Annotated in this window: 16 protein-coding genes; 12 read left to right on the plus strand and 4 right to left on the minus strand. The window is 71.5% G+C overall.

The window, feature by feature from the left end; all coding sequences use genetic code 11:
- Positions 1-5 precede the first annotated feature (5 nt).
- On the minus strand, positions 6-713 hold the full coding sequence (locus ACZ4SA_RS06860; RefSeq protein ID WP_468270600.1) for a response regulator transcription factor: 708 nt from the start codon (positions 711-713) through the stop codon (positions 6-8).
- A 110-nt stretch (positions 714-823) separates the two neighbouring features.
- Between ACZ4SA_RS06860 and ACZ4SA_RS06865 the strand changes: the two genes are divergently transcribed.
- The gene (locus ACZ4SA_RS06865) at positions 824-1,216 is read left to right on the plus strand and encodes a VOC family protein (RefSeq protein ID WP_468270602.1); all 393 of its coding nucleotides are present in this window, start codon (positions 824-826) and stop codon (positions 1,214-1,216) included.
- On the opposite strand, the gene ACZ4SA_RS06870 is transcribed toward ACZ4SA_RS06865, so the two are convergent.
- Both ACZ4SA_RS06870 and ACZ4SA_RS06875 read right to left on the minus strand, forming a co-directional pair.
- Complete coding sequence (locus ACZ4SA_RS06870; protein WP_468270604.1) at positions 1,156-1,872, minus strand: helix-turn-helix domain-containing protein; 717 nt, start codon at positions 1,870-1,872, stop codon at positions 1,156-1,158. The genes ACZ4SA_RS06865 and ACZ4SA_RS06870 overlap by 61 nt on opposite strands.
- 427 nt (positions 1,873-2,299) lie before the next feature.
- The gene (locus ACZ4SA_RS06875) at positions 2,300-3,538 is read right to left on the minus strand and encodes an MFS transporter (RefSeq protein ID WP_468270606.1); all 1,239 of its coding nucleotides are present in this window, start codon (positions 3,536-3,538) and stop codon (positions 2,300-2,302) included.
- Between the two features lie 117 nt (positions 3,539-3,655).
- On the opposite strand from ACZ4SA_RS06875, the gene ACZ4SA_RS06880 reads away from it, so the two are divergent.
- Positions 3,656-4,210 carry a MarR family winged helix-turn-helix transcriptional regulator gene (locus tag ACZ4SA_RS06880; RefSeq protein ID WP_468270608.1) on the plus strand — a complete coding sequence of 185 codons (555 nt, stop codon included), beginning with the start codon at positions 3,656-3,658 and terminating at the stop codon, positions 4,208-4,210.
- Positions 4,211-4,349: 139 nt separating this feature from the next.
- On the opposite strand, the gene ACZ4SA_RS06885 is transcribed toward ACZ4SA_RS06880, so the two are convergent.
- Entirely contained in the window at positions 4,350-5,558 is a 1,209-nt protein-coding gene (locus ACZ4SA_RS06885; RefSeq protein WP_468270610.1) for a YihY/virulence factor BrkB family protein, read from the minus strand.
- A 17-nt stretch (positions 5,559-5,575) separates the two neighbouring features.
- On the opposite strand from ACZ4SA_RS06885, the gene ACZ4SA_RS06890 reads away from it, so the two are divergent.
- The 10 genes from ACZ4SA_RS06890 (at position 5,576) to ACZ4SA_RS06935 (ending at position 15,283) form a co-directional block, all read left to right on the plus strand.
- A complete protein-coding gene (locus ACZ4SA_RS06890) occupies positions 5,576-7,210 on the plus strand; it encodes an acyl-CoA dehydrogenase family protein (RefSeq protein ID WP_468270612.1) in 1,635 nt (544 codons plus the stop codon).
- A gap of 291 nt (positions 7,211-7,501) precedes the next feature.
- A complete protein-coding gene (locus ACZ4SA_RS06895) occupies positions 7,502-8,779 on the plus strand; it encodes a helix-turn-helix domain-containing protein (protein ID WP_468270817.1) in 1,278 nt (425 codons plus the stop codon).
- 164 nt (positions 8,780-8,943) lie between these two features.
- Entirely contained in the window at positions 8,944-9,513 is a 570-nt protein-coding gene (locus tag ACZ4SA_RS06900) for a GNAT family N-acetyltransferase (protein ID WP_468270614.1), read from the plus strand.
- A 153-nt stretch (positions 9,514-9,666) separates the two neighbouring features.
- Positions 9,667-9,750: a putative leader peptide gene (locus ACZ4SA_RS06905; protein WP_310650533.1), complete on the plus strand. Its 84-nt coding sequence runs from the start codon at positions 9,667-9,669 to the stop codon at positions 9,748-9,750.
- A gap of 114 nt (positions 9,751-9,864) precedes the next feature.
- On the plus strand, positions 9,865-11,562 hold the full coding sequence (locus ACZ4SA_RS06910) for a nitrite/sulfite reductase (RefSeq protein WP_468270616.1): 1,698 nt from the start codon (positions 9,865-9,867) through the stop codon (positions 11,560-11,562).
- Positions 11,559-11,738, plus strand: coding sequence for a hypothetical protein (locus ACZ4SA_RS06915; RefSeq protein ID WP_468270618.1), 180 nt, complete (start codon positions 11,559-11,561; stop codon positions 11,736-11,738). Before ACZ4SA_RS06910 ends, ACZ4SA_RS06915 begins: the two co-directional genes overlap by 4 nt.
- On the plus strand, positions 11,735-12,436 hold the full coding sequence (locus tag ACZ4SA_RS06920; RefSeq protein WP_468270620.1) for a phosphoadenylyl-sulfate reductase: 702 nt from the start codon (positions 11,735-11,737) through the stop codon (positions 12,434-12,436). Before ACZ4SA_RS06915 ends, ACZ4SA_RS06920 begins: the two co-directional genes overlap by 4 nt.
- On the plus strand, positions 12,436-13,002 hold the full coding sequence (gene cysC, locus ACZ4SA_RS06925; RefSeq protein WP_468270622.1) for an adenylyl-sulfate kinase: 567 nt from the start codon (positions 12,436-12,438) through the stop codon (positions 13,000-13,002). Before ACZ4SA_RS06920 ends, cysC begins: the two co-directional genes overlap by 1 nt.
- The gene (gene cysD / locus ACZ4SA_RS06930) at positions 12,999-13,934 is read left to right on the plus strand and encodes a sulfate adenylyltransferase subunit CysD (RefSeq protein WP_468270624.1); all 936 of its coding nucleotides are present in this window, start codon (positions 12,999-13,001) and stop codon (positions 13,932-13,934) included. The genes cysC and cysD overlap by 4 nt, the downstream gene beginning before the upstream one ends.
- A gap of 2 nt (positions 13,935-13,936) precedes the next feature.
- Positions 13,937-15,283, plus strand: coding sequence for a sulfate adenylyltransferase subunit 1 (locus ACZ4SA_RS06935; RefSeq protein ID WP_468270626.1), 1,347 nt, complete (start codon positions 13,937-13,939; stop codon positions 15,281-15,283).
- Positions 15,284-15,356 lie beyond the last annotated feature (73 nt).

A 15,356-nucleotide genomic window follows, 5' to 3' on the forward strand; every position in this document is an offset into this window, starting at 1 on the left:
GGTGGTCAGCCCTCCTTCGGAGCGTCGGGCCCCGGTGTGTCGAAGCGGTAGCCGACGCCCCACACCGTCTGGATCAGCCGCGGCCGTGCCGGATCGTCCTCGATCTTGCCCCGCAGCCGCCGCACATGAACGGTCACCGTCGACAGGTCGCCGAACTCCCAGCCCCATACGTCGTGCATCAGCCGCTCCCGGCCGATCGCCTCGCCCCGGTGCCGCATCAGATGCGCGAGCAGGTCGAACTCCCGCAGTGTGAGCGCCAGCTCCCGCCCGTCCTTGACGGCCCGCCGGGCCGCCGGGTCCAGCACGATGCCGGCCGCGGACAGCTGCGGACCGGCGCGGCGCTCCCCCGCCGAGCCGCCCCTGCGCAGCACCGACTCCACCCGCAGGACCAGCTCGCGCGGGCTGAACGGCTTGGTCACATAGTCGTCCGCGCCTACTTCCAGCCCCAGAATGCGGTCGTCCTCGTCGCCGCGTGCCGTCAGCATGATCACCGGCACGGGAGCGGCCTCGCGCAGCCTGCGGCACACCTCCAGGCCGTCCATGCCCGGCAGCATCAGGTCGAGCACGACCAGATCGGGCCACCGGCCCGCGGCAAGCCCGAGCGCCTGCGGCCCGTCCTCCGCCCGGTCGACGGCGAAGCCCGCGCGCTCCAGATACCCCGTGACGACCTCGGCGACCGTCGGATCGTCGTCGACGACGAGAATGGTGTGCATACCACCAGTGTCGTCGCCCGCGGCGCCCGCCGGCGGGGGCGGCGCCTTACGAAAAGATGACGTCCGATTCGTTCAAGACGACCGGTCGCGCCGCGTCCTACGTTGAGGTCATGACTCCACGACTCGACGCCATCGGCCTCGTCGTCAGCGACATGGCCGCCTCGCTCGCCTTCTATCGCCGCCTCGGCCTGGAGATCCCCGCGGACGCGGACTCCGCCCCACACGCGGAAGCCACGCTTCCGAGCGGCCTGCGCCTGCTGTGGGACACCGAGGAGACCATCCGCTCCTTCGACCCGAGCTGGTCGGCGCCCACCGGCGGCGAACGCATGGGTCCGGCGTTCCTCTGCGACAGCCCCGCGGAGGTCGACGCGGTCTACGCAGAACTGACCACCGCCGGATACCGGGGACACCTCAAGCCATGGGACGCCGTCTGGGGCCAGCGCTACGCCGTCGTGCTCGACCCGGACGGGCTCGGCATCTCGCTGTTCGCCAACGCCTCGTAGGCACCGAGGGTGAGGCCGGCCATGGACCGCATCTCCCTGGCGAGATGCGACTGGTCGGCACAGCCCGCGGCGAGCGCGGCGTCCCCGTACGGCACGCCCTGCCGCACCAGTGCGAGAGCGCGCTGCAGCCGCAGGACGCGGCCCAGCGTCTTGGGGCCGTAGCCGAACGCGTCCAGTGCCCGCCGGTGCAACTGCCGGGCCCCGAGCCCGGCCGCGTCGGCCGCCCCTTTGACCGTGCCGCCGGCGTCCAGGTGCCGCACGACGGCCTGCAGCACCGGGTCCGGCGGCCCGGTCCCGGCCGCCCTCCGCAGCGCGACGGCCTCCAGCTCGGCCGACCGGTCGGCCGCCTCCCCCACGCGCTCGGCGAGCCTGCGCGACTCGGCGGCGCCCCACAGGTCCGCAAGCTCCACCCGCCGGTCGCGCAACTCGTGCGCGGGCACCCCGAAGAACACGGGCGCGGCACCGGGCGCGAACCTCACCCCCACCCACACCGCGCCCCCGGCAGGCGCGTGGGCATGCGTGTCGGGCCCGGCGACGAGCAGCCGCCCCTCGGACCACAGCAGGTCCATGCACCCGTCGGGGAGCACCGGACCCGTCATACCGGTGCCCGTCCACACCACCGCGCCCGGCACCCGGGACGCCCACTCCTCGTACACGCTCCCGAGGCTAGGGGCTTTCGTTCGGATCGCCCCGGTCAGTGAGCGCGGTCCGGTGCCGTGGATCGCACGAAGAGGAGCGAGGCACGGCGGAGCCAAGGCGACAGGCGGCAACGCTGCGAGACGCGGCACAGGGCGCGCGAGCCCGGCACGCTCCAGACGAACGCCCTTGCCCCCTCCCGGCAGGCTCTGCGCTCCACCTGCCGCACCATCCGCACGCGGCCCCCGTAGCCCTTCGGGCACGGCAGGTGCGCCCATGCCGCGTCGGCCGAAGGGTCTGGAGGCTCAGCCACCAGGACATGCGGCGAGCTTGCGATCACACACGCGGGACGACGCTCCTTGTGCGGGCCGACATGGCCGGTCACGGCCGGTCGTCTCAACCGTCACCGAGCAGATCAGCGGCAGGTGCTGGGCGCCCGCCGGGCCACTAACGCCGGCCGGTGAGCGCGGTCAGGGCGGCGATGGCGGGACCGAAGGCACCACCCAGCTGGTAGCAGAGGTGGAACAGGCCTATCGCCGTGGGGCGCAGGGAGCCCGGTGCGTCCCGGGACGCGTACAGGGCGAGCGTGGCATTGCCCGCCGTCGTCGCGAGGACCGCCGTCGCGAAGGCCGGCAGGAGCAGCGGCGCCCAGGGGCTCAGGTCTGCGGTCAGCCGGGCGAGGAGGCCCAGGGCGATCAGCAGCGCCACGACCCTGGACCTGCCCATCCGGGTGGCTGCCGCGGCCAGCAGCCAGGAGAGCACCGATCCGGTGAGCAGAGCGACGAGCTGGCCGGTGCCGATGGCGGCGGTGGACCAGCCTGCTCTCGTGGAGAGCTGCTGCGGGAGGGCGAAGAGGAGAGTGAAGTAGGAGGTGGACAAGGCGCAGGCGAGCAGTGCGCTGAGCACGAACGCGGGGGTGCGCAGGAGCACGGCCGGCACGAACCCGTCGGGGCGGGCCCGGACGTGCAGAGCCAGGAGCGTTCCGCCCGCAAGGGCCGCGATCGCCGCCGGGAGAGGGTAGCGCGGCGTCAGGACCAGGAAGGTCGCCAGCATGGCGAGCAGGGTCGCGCCTCGGAGGTCGAAGCGGGTGGGAGGGGTCGGCGGTGCGGACGGCCCGGCACCGATGACCGCGGGCAGCGCAAGCAGCGCCGGTGTGGAGAGCATGAGCGAGGCGCGCCAGGTGAACGCGTCGGCGATCAGCGAGCCGAGCAGCGGACCGATCGCAGCGAAGACTCCGAAGCCCGCGGCGACGATTCCCATCCGGCGAGCCGACCGGGCCAGGCTCATGGCAGAGGCGACGAGCCCGGCGCCGCCGATGGCCTGAGCCGCCCGGCCCGGCAGGGCGAGGGCAGCCCAGGGGGCGAGGGCGACTGCCACCGAACCCACGACGAGCAGGGACGCGCTTACCCGAAGGGTGGTGTGCAGTCCCCGGCGGCGCAGCAGGCTCGCCGTCAGCGGGGTGCCGACCGCCATGCCCCACGCGAAGACGGTGACGAACCAGGTGGCAGTTACGGGCGTGGTCGCGAACGAGCCCGCGATGTCCGGAAGGATCAGCACCGGACTGTTGGCACCCGCCGCCATGGGCGCAGCCAGCAGGGCCGGCCAGAAGGCCGGTATCTCGCGGTGGGGTGGCGCGCCGGGTGGGTGGTGCGCGGTGGACTCCGCCGCGGAGTCATGGGCAGACACGAGAACTCCCTCGTTCACTCAATATTAAGAGTCTTAACGTTGAGAGATAGAATCAGGGGGCTCCCCCGACGTCAATTGTCTTAATGTTGAGAAGTGCTGTTTCGAAGGGAGTCACGCGTGAGCGACGCCGTGGACGCGATCACCGACCAGTGGACCGAGGAACGGCCGGACCTTGCGGAGCGCCTCTGGCCGCTGCAGGTCCTCGGGCGGCTCCAGCGCCTCGGGCGGGTGCTGGACAAGGAGTTCAAGGCGTTCGCCGCCGGGTATGGGCTCGAACTGGGCGAGGCCGACATCCTCGCGACGCTGCAACGCTCCGGACCGCCGTACGAACTGTCGGCGGGAGCACTGCTGAAGGCGTCCATGGTGACCTCGGGCGCCATCACCAACCGCATCGACCGCATGGAAGCCAAGGGGCTGGTGGAACGTGTGCGCCACAGCGGTGACCGGCGGACCGTGAACATCCGCCTCACCGAGCGCGGACAGCGCCTCGTCCACGACTACATCGCCGACCACCTCGACAATGAGGCCCATCTGCTGAGGGCCTTCAGCCGCGACGAGTGCGAGCAGTTGGGCGACTCACTGCGCAGACTCCTCGAGTCGCTCGGCGACACGCCGGACGGCCCCGGCACGGCTCATCGGACACGGCGCACCGGCCGGCAGACCGGCGCCTGAGGCCGTGCGCGGCACGGCGTCCAGGAGCGTTCCTCTGCCGCGCCCGCGACTCGGTTGCCCGGCCCGGCCGGACAGGGGCCGACCCGGGCCGGGACGCGGAGCCGACACCCCGGCACCCCACCCCGCACCGGCACGAGTGTCAGTGACCGGCCTGCTCGTGGCCGTTCTCGCGGCCGTCCCGGCTGCTCGCGCGCCCGCTCCCGCGCCCGTTCTCCCGGCCGTTCTCGCGGGTCGTGTGCAGCCGCGCCCGGACGTCGTCCACCGGGAGGAACTTGGACCAGCGCTCCGGGAACTCGGACGGCATGTCACCGCCACCCTCCTCGTCGTCGTCCCCGTCCTCGTCCCCGTACATCTCGGCGGCCCGCGCCCTCGCCAGCAGCTCCGCCGCGTCGGCCGCCCGCGCGCGCTCGTTCGCCGCGCGGGCCGCCGCAGTGGCTACGGACGGCCAGACGCGGTCGATCGCCGCGTTGACCGCCGCGCCGACGAGGACGGCGAACGCGGAGATGCCTATCCAGAGCAGGAAGGCGATCGGCGCGGCGAGCGAGCCGTAGATCGTGGGGCCTTCGACCGTGCTGGTCAGGTAGATGCGGAGCAGGAAGCTGCCCAGTACCCACATGCCGAGCGCCACGAGCGCGCCCGGCACGTCCTCCACCCAGGGGGACCGCACCGGCACGGACACGTGGTACAGCGTGGTCAGGAAGGCGATGGAGAGCAGGATGACGACCGGCCAGTACAGGGCCCGGACGACTTCCGTGCCCCAGGGCATGAGTTCCACGACCCGGTCGGGGCCGACCACGGCGAGCGGGAGCACGACGGCCCCGATGAGCAGGGCGATGATGTAGAGCAGGAACGCCAGGAGCCTCGTCGCGACGATGCCCCGCTGCCCGTCGAGCCCGTACATGACGGTGATGGTGTCGATGAAGACGTTGACGGCTCGCGAGCCGGACCACAGGGCGATGGCGAAGCCGATGGAGATGAGGTCGGGCCGGCCGCCCTGGGTGACGTCCTCCAGCAGCGGTTTGGCGATGTCGTTGACGCCGCGGTCGGAGAGGACGGTGCCCACGGCGGTGAGGATGTTCTCCTCGATCGAGGCGACGGTGGTGGTGTTGGTCCAGTCGTCGATGTAGCCGAGCAGGCCGATCAGGCCGAGCATCAGCGGCGGCACGGACAGCAGCGTGAAGAACGCCGCCTCCGCCGCGAGCCCGAGGATGCGGTACTCGATGCACGAGTTGACAGTGTCCTTCAGCAGCAGCCATGCCATCTTCCGCTTCGAGACGTTGCGGTAGAGGACTCTGGCCCGGTGGAGCCGGCCCGAAGGCCGCTCGGGTGTTTCGTTTGCTGCCTGCACCTCCTTACCGTATCGGCATGGCAGCCAGCACCCACACAGTGACCAACCAGGCTCCGCCCCTGGTGGGGTACGACGTCTTCGCCGCGGACCTCGCCCTCACGGAGGCGGTCCGCCGCCATGTCGCGCCCGAGCTCCGTGACACGGCGTTCGAGGAGCTTTCCGGGCTCGGGCGGACGGCGGGCTCGGCCCAGGCGCATGAGTGGGGCAGGCAGGCCGACGAGCATCCGCCGCGGCTGCGGGCGTACGACCGGTACGGCAACCGGATCGACGAGGTGGAGTTCCATCCGGCCTGGCACCGGCTGCTGGGCCATGCCGTGTCGGCGGGTCTGGTGAGCGCCTGGGGCAGGCCGGGCGGGCATGTCCGCAGGGCGGCCGGTTTCCTGGTGTGGACGCAGGCGGAGGCCGGGCACGGCTGCCCGTTGTCGATGACGCACGCGGCGGTGCCCGCGCTGCGCACCGACGCGGGGCTCGCCGCCGAGTGGGAGCCGCGGCTGACGTCGACGGTGTACGAGGAGGGTCTGCGCCCGGCCGCGCTGAAGGGCGGTGTCCTGTTCGGGATGGGGATGACGGAGAAGCAGGGCGGCAGCGACGTACGGTCGAACACGACCCGCGCGGAGCCGCTGGCCGAGGACGGCGCGTATCTCCTGACCGGTCACAAGTGGTTCTGCTCCGCGCCGATGAGCGACGGCTTCCTGGTCCTCGCACAGGCCGCGGGTGGACTGACCTGCTTCCTGGTGCCCCGGGTACTGGAGGACGGCACGCGCAACGTCTTCCGGATCCAGCGGCTGAAGGACAAGCTGGGCAACCGGTCCAACGCCTCGAGCGAGGTCGAGTTCGAGGGGACCTGGGCCCGCCGGGTGGGCGAAGAGGGGCGCGGGGTGCGCACCATCATCGGGATGGTGGCGGCGACCCGTCTCGACTGTGTTCTCGGCTCCGCGGCGTTGATGCGGCAGGCGGTGGCGCAGGCGGTCCACCACTGCGCGTACCGCAGCGCGTTCGGCGCGCTGCTGATCGACAAGCCGCTGATGCGCAATGTTCTGGCCGATCTTGCTCTGGAGTCGGAGGCGGCGACGACGCTGGGGCTCCGGTTGGCGGCGGCCTACGACGCGGACACGGAGGCGGAGCGGGCGTTCCTGCGGCTGGCGGTGCCCACGGCGAAGTACTGGGTGACGAAGCGGTGCACGCCGGTGGTGGCGGAGGCGCTGGAGTGCCTGGGCGGCAACGGGTACGTGGAGGAGTCGGGCATGCCGCGGCTGCTGCGCGAGTCGCCGCTCAACTCGATCTGGGAGGGTTCGGGCAATGTGCAGGCGCTGGATGCGCTGCGTGCGCTGCAGAGAGAGCCGCAGGCGCTGAACGCGTTCCTCCAGGAGGTCGGCAAGGCGCGGGGTGCGGACCACCGGCTGGACGCGGCGATCAAGGACCTGCTGACGGAGCTGGCCGACCTGGACGGCATCGAGGCCCGGGCGCGGCGGGTGGTGGAGCGTATGGCGCTGGTGCTGCAGGGGTCGCTGCTGGTGCGGTGGGCCCCGTCGGAGGTGTCGGACGCCTTCTGCGCGTCGCGGCTGGGCGGCGACCGGGGGGCGGCGTTCGGGACGCTGCCCCACACGCTGGGGCTGGCGGCGATCGTGGAGCGGTCGCGCGCCGTTGTGTGAACCGCGCGGCCCCGGGTCCGGGTCCGGACAGGAACGGGCGCGGGCCGTATGGGACGGTCCGCGCCCGTGGGACTTGGTTGGGTGGTGCTGCGCCGACACGGCACCACCCCCACCGGCGAACCGGTGTTCCGTCACCTTCGTACACGCGCACGCCCGTTCGCGACGGTTGCAAAGGGTTGCATCCTTGTGTGCCATAAGGTGCCGCGCGGCGGCCCGGGGAGGCCATGATGGGCGGGCCACCCCCCGCACACCGGACACCGGCGTCGCCGAGGAGGCACCGTGGAGAAGCCCGTGAAGAACTCATCGCTCGATCTGGCCAGGCTGGCGGCCATGGACAGCGCAGAGGCCATGCGGCTGCTGAAGGGAGTGCGGGACGCGGCTCTTTCGGGCCGCAAACCCGAGGTCGGGCCTCGGACGGACATCGGCGAGTCGTGGCAGCGGATGCTGCAGCGGGGCGTGGATCCGGACCGGGACCGCAGGGCGGGGCTGCTGCCGCTGGAGGAGATCGAACGCCGGAGGCTCTCCTCACCGCTGCTGGAGGTCCTGCCGGTGCTGCGGGACGGGCTGGTCTCGATCGCGGAGGCCGCGCACCACATCATGGTCATCGCCGACGCCGAGGGCCGGCTGTTGTGGCGCGAGGGCAGTGCGGCGGTCCTCCGCAAGGGCGACTCGCACGGCTTCGTCCTGGGCGCCGCCTGGAACGAGGAGTTGGTCGGCACGAACGGTATCGGCACCCCTCTGGTGTCCCGGCGGCCCGTACAGGTGCACTCGGCCGAACATTTCGTCTCCACGCACCACACCTGGACCTGTGCGGGGGCGCCGGTCACCGATCCGCGGGACGGCAGGCTGATCGGGGTCGTCGACATCAGCGGCCCGCTGTCCACCATGCATCCGGCGACTCTGGCACTGGTCACCTCGGTCACCCGGCTTGCGGAGGCCGAGCTGCGGGGCCGTCACCACGAATCGCTCGACCGGCTGCGCAGCGTCGCCGCCCCCCTGCTGGGGCAGCTGGGCGGCCGGGCCCTGGCGGTCGATACGGACGGCTGGCCGGCGGCCGTCACGGGCATGCCGCCGACGGGCCGGCTGCCGCTGCCGAAGTCGGTCCGGGCGGGCCGGCTCTGGCTGCCGGCGCTCGGGATGTGCACGCTCGAGCCGTTGCCGGGCGGCTGGCTGGTACGGGTCGACGGGGCGCAGCACGAGGCGGCGCCCGGCCGGGTCGTGCTGGACCTGAGCCGGTCACGGCGGCCCTCGGTGACCGTGACGGGCGGTTCGGGGAGCTGGTCGCAGGAGCTGAGTCCCCGCCATGCGGAGCTGCTGTACGTGCTGGCCAGGCACCGGGACGGGCGGACCGCGGCTCAGCTGGCGCAGGACCTCTTCGAGGATCCGACGCGGACGGTGACCGTACGGGCGGAGATGTCGCGCCTGCGGCGCCATCTCGCGCAGATCCTGGCGCACCGCCCCTACCGTTTCGCGGAGGAGGTCGAGGTGGAGCTGATACTCCCGGAACGGCCGGCGGACGTGCTCCCGTATTCAACGGCCCCGGCGGTGCGGCGCGGGCGCAGCGGCTGACACCACGCCGCGGCCGTCCGGCGCGGTGCGTACCCGTGGCTCCCCGCCCGGCCGTGCGCCGCGGGCCCGCCGCGTAACCCCGCACCCCGCCGTCCGGCGCGGGGCCCCGTAACTCCCCGCCCCGACCGTGCGCCGCAGACCCGCAACGTGATTCCCTGGCCCGCATGAGCACCATCACTGTGACCACCTGGTCCCTGGAGCAGACCTCCCCCGCGGACCAGCGGCCCGCGGCCGCTCCCGGGGGCGACATACGGATCGTCCGGGCCGAGGTGCCCTCGCCCGAGTTCAGCCGGTTCCTTTACACGGCGGTCGGCGGGGACATCCGCTGGACCGACCGGCTCGGCATGACGTACGCCGAGTGGCAGGAGTGGCTCGACCGTCCGGGGGTCGAGACGTGGGTCGCGTACGAGAAGGGGACGCCGGCCGGTTACGTGCAGCTCGAGGCGCAGGACGACGGGGCGGTGGAGATCGTCTACTTCGGGCTCATCCCGGCGTTCCGCGGGCGTCGGATCGGTGGTCATCTGCTGTCGCAGGGGGTGGCCCGGGCCTGGGATCTGGCCGAGCGGTGGCCCGGTCTTCCGCAGACGAAGCGGGTGTGGCTGCACACCTGCTCCAAGGACGGCCCGCACGCGATGGACAATTATCTTCGGCGCGGGTTCCGTCTCTTCGACACCAAGGTCGATCAGGATCCCGACGTCGAGACGCCCGGCCCCTGGCCCGGCGCGGCGGTCTGACCGACCCGGCGCGCGGTCCGACCGACCGCACGCGGACGACCGGCCGCACGCGCACCGGTGACCCAGGACACACTGTCTCACGATGCGGGACAGTGGTGTCCACATCCTGGATGAAGGTGGACTGGGTCCAAAGTGGCATGACACGCTTCCGTCATGTCCAGCACTGGAATTGCCTTGGTGAGTCGGCGGCACGTCGACCTCGGCCGCATGTCCAGCGCCATCTGTCCGGCCTGCTGAGAGCCCAGCACCGCCGCACCCCCCTTCTTTTCACCCCGCCCTGCGCACTGCCGCGCTCTTCGCGCGAGTGTGCAGCTCAGAGCCGCCCTCCTGCAGTCTCGAAGGACTATCACCATGGCCGCCAGCCCCGAAAAGCCCGCCTCCGCCACGCCCCGTCGCAAGGCCGGACGCCACCGCGGCGAGGGTCAGTGGGCCATGGGCCACCACACGCCGCTCAACGGCAACGAGCAGACCAAGAAGGACGACGACGGTCTCAATGTGCGGACACGCATTGAGACGATCTACGCGCACCGCGGTTTCGACTCGATCGACGGCGCCGACCTGCGCGGACGTATGCGCTGGTGGGGCCTCTACACCCAGCGCAAGCCCGGGATCGACGGCGGCAAGACCGCGATCCTGGAGCCGGAGGAGCTGGACGACGAGTTCTTCATGCTGCGGGTGCGCATCGACGGCGGTCGGCTGACCACCGAGCAGCTGCGGGTGATCGGCGAGATCTCGGAGGAGTTCGCGCGCGGCACCGCCGACCTCACCGACCGGCAGAACGTGCAGTACCACTGGATCCGCATCGAGGACGTCCCGGAGATCTGGCGGCGCCTGGAGGCCGTGGGCCTGTCGACGACCGAGGCGTGCGGCGACACCCCCCGCACCATCCTCGGATCGCCGGTCGCCGGGATCGCGCAGGACGAAATCGTCGACGGCACCCCCGCCATCGACGAGATCCACCGCCGGTTCATCGGCAACAAGGAATTCTCCAACCTGCCCCGCAAGTTCAAGACGGCGATCTCCGGCTCCCCGCTGCTGGACGTGGCGCACGAGATCAACGACGTCGCCTTCGTCGGGGTGAACCACCCCGAGCACGGCCCCGGCTTCGACCTGTGGGTCGGCGGCGGCCTGTCCACCAACCCCAAGCTCGGTGTGCGCCTCGGCGTGTGGGTCCCCCTCGACGAGGTCCCCGACGCCTGGGAAGGCGTCATCTCGATCTTCCGTGACTACGGCTACCGCCGGCTGCGCAACCGCGCGCGCCTGAAGTTCCTGGTCGCCGACTGGGGCGCAGCGAAGTTCCGCCAGGTGCTGGAGGACGAGTACCTGGGACGCAAGCTGGTCGACGGCCCCGCGCCCGAGCAGCCCGTCGAGCACTGGCGCGACCACGTCGGCGTCCACCGCCAGCAGGACGGCCGGTTCTACGTCGGCTTCGCGCCGCGCGTCGGACGTGTGGACGGCGCGACGCTGACCAAGATCTCCGAGCTCGCCGCGGCGCACGGCTCCGGCCGACTGCGGACCACCGTCGAGCAGAAGATGATCGTGCTCGATGTCGCCGAGGACCAGGTCGACTCGCTCGTCTCCGGCCTCGAGGCGCTGGACCTCCAGGTCAAGCCGTCGCCGTTCCGGCGCGGCACGATGGCATGCACGGGCATCGAGTTCTGCAAGCTGGCCATCGTCGAGACCAAGGGCCGCGGCTCCGCGCTCATCGACGAACTCGAGCGCCGGCTGCCGGAGTTCGACCAGCCCATCACGATCAACCTCAACGGCTGCCCCAACGCCTGCGCCCGCATCCAGGTCGCGGACATCGGTCTCAAGGGCCAGCTCGTCCTCGACGACGACGGCAACCAGGTCGAGGGCTACCAGGTGCACCTCGGCGGCGCGCTGGGTCTCGACCCGGCGTTCGGCCGCAAGGTCCGCGGCCTGAAGGTCACCTCGGCGGAGCTTCCGGACTACGTCGAGCGGGTCCTCAAGCGTTTCGAGGCGGAGCGCGAGGACGGCGAGCGCTTCGCGACCTGGGCGGCCAGGGCGTCCGAGGAGGCCCTGTCATGAGCGAGCGGGCTGCACCGTTCTACTGCCCCTACTGCGGCGACGAGGACCTGCGTCCCAGCGAAGAAGGTCACGGCGCCTGGGAATGCGCGGCATGCAATCGAGCTTTCCAGTTGAAGTTCCTCGGGCTGCTGACCCGTGGACTTCAGCTGGGCGACCGTGGAGGGGAAGAGATATGACGACGGTTCAGGCCGAGCGGGATCTCAAGTCGCTGGCCGAGCAGGCCGGGCGCGACCTTGAGGACGCCTCGGCTCTCGAGATCCTCAAGTGGGCCACCGACACCTTCGGCCCGCGTTTCTGCGTCACCTCCTCGATGGAGGACGCGGTGGTCGCCCACCTCGCCTCCCGTGCCGTGCCCGGCGTCGACGTCGTCTTCCTGGACACCGGCTACCACTTCGAGGAGACCATCGGCACCCGCGACGCGGTGGACGCGGTGATGGACGTCAACGTCATCACGCTCACCCCCCGGCAGACGGTCGCCGAACAGGACGCCGAGTACGGCCCGAAGCTGCACGACCGCGACCCCGACCTGTGCTGTGCCCTGCGCAAGGTCAAGCCCCTCGAAGAAGGCCTGACCGGGTACGACGCGTGGGCCACGGGCCTGCGCCGCGACGAGTCCCCGACCCGGGCCAACACCCCGGTCGTCGGCTGGGACGAGAAGCGGCAGAAGGTCAAGGTGTCGCCGATCGCCCGCTGGACGCAGGACGACGTGGACGCCTACGTCGCCGAGCACGGCGTGCTCACCAACCCGCTGCTGATGGACGGCTACGCCTCCGTGGGCTGCGCGCCCTGCACCCGCCGGGTGCTGGAGGGCGAGGACGCACGCGCCGGCCGCTGGGCCGGCCGGGGCAAGACCGAGTGCGGGCTGCACGGCTGATGACGGACAACAGGGAAGTTCAGGAGAAGCAAGTGACCGGAGCCACCATCTGGCTCACGGGTCTGCCGAGCGCCGGCAAGACCACGATCGCGTACGAGCTGGCGGGCCGGCTGCGCGAAGAGGGCCATCGGGTCGAGGTGCTCGACGGCGACGAGATCCGCGAGTTCCTGTCGGCGGGCCTCGGTTTCACCCGTGAGGACCGGCACACCAACGTGCAGCGGATCGGTTTTGTCGCCGAGTTGCTGTCGTCCAACGGTGTGAAGGCCCTGGTGCCGGTCATCGCCCCGTACGCCGAGAGCCGGGAGGCGGTGCGCAAGCGCCACCAGCAGGAGGGCACCGCGTATGTGGAGGTGCACGTGGCCACCCCGGTGGACGTGTGCTCGGTACGCGATGTGAAGGGGCTGTACGCCAAGCAGGCCGCGGGCGAGATCAGCGGGCTGACCGGGGTCGACGACCCTTACGAGGAGCCCGAGTCGCCCGATCTGCGGATCGAGTCCCAGAACCAGACCGTGCGGGAATCCGCCGACGCGGTCCACGCACTGCTTGCAGAAAGGGGTCTGGCATGACGACCGCCGCCACTGTGCACGAGGACGTCGACAGCCCGTACGCGCTCTCCCACCTGGACGCGCTCGAGTCCGAGGGCGTGCACATCTTCCGCGAGGTGGCGGGCGAGTTCGAGCGGCCGGTGATCCTCTTCTCCGGCGGCAAGGACTCGATCGTCATGCTGCATCTGGCGCTGAAGGCGTTCGCCCCGGCTGCCGTTCCGTTCACGCTGCTGCACGTGGACACCGGGCACAACTTCCCCGAGGTGCTGGAGTACCGCGACCGGACGGTCGCCCGGCACGGGCTGCGGCTCCATGTCGCCTCCGTGCAGGAGTACATCGACGCCGGCAAGCTGCGCGAGCGCCCGGACGGGACCCGTAACCCGCTGCAGACCGTGCCGCTGACCGAGGCCATCCAGCAGCACCGCTTCGACGCGGTGTTCGGCGGCGGCCGGCGCGACGAGGAGAAGGCCCGCGCCAAGGAGCGGGTGTTCAGCCTCCGCGACGAGTTCTCCCAGTGGGACCCGCGCCGTCAGCGCCCCGAGCTGTGGCAGCTCTACAACGGCCGCCACGCGCCCGGCGAGCATGTGCGGGTCTTCCCGCTGTCCAACTGGACCGAGCTGGACGTGTGGCAGTACATCCAGCGCGAGAAGATCGAGCTCCCCCAGATCTACTTCGCGCACGAGCGTGAGGTGTTCAAGCGCTCCGGCATGTGGCTGACCGCCGGCGAGTGGGGCGGCCCCAAGGACACCGAGACGACTGAGAAGCGGCTGGTCCGCTACCGCACCGTCGGCGACATGTCCTGCACCGGCGCCGTCGACTCCGACGCCACCACGCTGGACGCCGTGATCACCGAGATCGCCGCCTCCCGTCTCACCGAGCGGGGTGCGACCCGCGCCGACGACAAACTGTCGGAGGCGGCGATGGAAGACCGCAAGCGCGAAGGGTACTTCTAGAGATGACCACCCCCACCGAGCAGCTGGCCGAGCAGCTCTCCGCCACGACCCTGCTGCGTTTCGCCACCGCGGGGTCGGTCGACGACGGCAAGTCCACCCTGGTCGGGCGGCTGCTGCACGACTCCAAGTCAGTCCTCGCCGACCAGCTGGAGGCGGTCGAGCACGCGTCCCGCAGCCGCGGCCAGGAGGCGCCGGACCTGGCGCTGCTCACCGACGGCCTGCGGGCCGAGCGGGAGCAGGGCATCACCATCGACGTGGCGTACCGCTACTTCGCGACGCCCCGGCGCCGGTTCATCCTCGCCGACACCCCCGGGCATGTGCAGTACACCCGCAACATGGTCACCGGCGCGTCGACGGCCGAGCTGGCGGTCGTGCTCGTCGACGCCCGCAACGGCGTCGTCGAGCAGACCCGCCGCCACGCCGCGGTCGCCGCGCTGCTGCGCGTCCCCCATGTGGTGCTGGCCGTCAACAAGATGGACCTCGTCGACTACGCGGAGCCCGTCTTCGCGAAGATCGCGGAGGAGTTCACCGCCTACGCGGCGTCCCTCGGCGTTCCCGAGATCACCGCGATCCCGATCTCGGCCCTCGCCGGCGACAACGTGGTGGACCCGTCCGCGAACATGGACTGGTACGGCGGCCCGACGGTGCTCGAGCACCTCGAGACCGTGCCCGTCAGCCATGACCTGACCGGCTGCCACGCCCGGCTGCCCGTGCAGTACGTGATCCGTCCGCAGACCGCGGAGCACCCCGACTACCGCGGCTACGCGGGCCAGATCGCCGCCGGCACGTTCCGCGTCGGCGAATCGGTGACCGTCCTGCCGTCGGGCCGTACGTCGAAGGTCACCGGCATCGACCTCCTCGGCAAGTCCGTGGACGTCGCCTGGACGCCGCAGTCGATCACCCTCCTTCTGGAGGACGACATCGACATCTCCCGCGGCGACATCATCGTGCCGACCCACGACGCCCCGCCGACCACGCAGGACGTCGAGGCGACCGTGTGCCACGTCGCGGACCAGCCGCTCACCGTCGGCCAGCGGGTGCTGCTCAAGCACACCACCCGTACCGTGAAGGCGATCGTCAAGGAGATCCCCTCACGGCTCACCCTCGACGACCTCTCCCAGCACCCGGCCCCCGGTCAGCTGGTCGCCAACGACATCGGCCGCGTCAAGGTCCGTACGGCCGAACCGCTGGCACTCGACTCGTACGCGCACTCGCGCCGCACCGGGTCGTTCCTGCTCATCGACCCCGCCGACGGCACGACGCTCGCCGCGGGCATGGCGGGCGACGCCTTCGCCGCCGAGACCACCCCCGCCGAGCAGTCCGCCGACGACGCGGCCTGGGACTTCTGATGACCGACGTCTTCTCGACCTTCGCCAAGGAGGGCGGCCGCGTAGGCAGCGGGGCTCTCGGCGCGGGCACGGG

Source organism: Streptomyces sp. NPDC027962, assembly GCF_055566095.1.

What these genes read in the sequence shown, in the direction of transcription:
- cysD (WP_468270624.1), top strand. Translation starts at nt 12,999, where the DNA reads ATGACGACCGCCGCCACTGTGCACGAGGACGTCGACAGCCCGTACGCG.
- ACZ4SA_RS06900 (WP_468270614.1), top strand. Translation starts at nt 8,944, where the DNA reads ATGAGCACCATCACTGTGACCACCTGGTCCCTGGAGCAGACCTCCCCC.
- ACZ4SA_RS06920 (WP_468270620.1), top strand. Translation starts at nt 11,735, where the DNA reads ATGACGACGGTTCAGGCCGAGCGGGATCTCAAGTCGCTGGCCGAGCAG.
- ACZ4SA_RS06860 (WP_468270600.1), bottom strand. Translation starts at nt 713, where the DNA reads ATGCACACCATTCTCGTCGTCGACGACGATCCGACGGTCGCCGAGGTC.
- ACZ4SA_RS06935 (WP_468270626.1), top strand. Translation starts at nt 13,937, where the DNA reads ATGACCACCCCCACCGAGCAGCTGGCCGAGCAGCTCTCCGCCACGACC.
- ACZ4SA_RS06905 (WP_310650533.1), top strand. Translation starts at nt 9,667, where the DNA reads ATGTCCAGCACTGGAATTGCCTTGGTGAGTCGGCGGCACGTCGACCTC.
- ACZ4SA_RS06890 (WP_468270612.1), top strand. Translation starts at nt 5,576, where the DNA reads ATGGCAGCCAGCACCCACACAGTGACCAACCAGGCTCCGCCCCTGGTG.
- cysC (WP_468270622.1), top strand. Translation starts at nt 12,436, where the DNA reads ATGACGGACAACAGGGAAGTTCAGGAGAAGCAAGTGACCGGAGCCACC.
- ACZ4SA_RS06910 (WP_468270616.1), top strand. Translation starts at nt 9,865, where the DNA reads ATGGCCGCCAGCCCCGAAAAGCCCGCCTCCGCCACGCCCCGTCGCAAG.
- ACZ4SA_RS06915 (WP_468270618.1), top strand. Translation starts at nt 11,559, where the DNA reads ATGAGCGAGCGGGCTGCACCGTTCTACTGCCCCTACTGCGGCGACGAG.
- ACZ4SA_RS06865 (WP_468270602.1), top strand. Translation starts at nt 824, where the DNA reads ATGACTCCACGACTCGACGCCATCGGCCTCGTCGTCAGCGACATGGCC.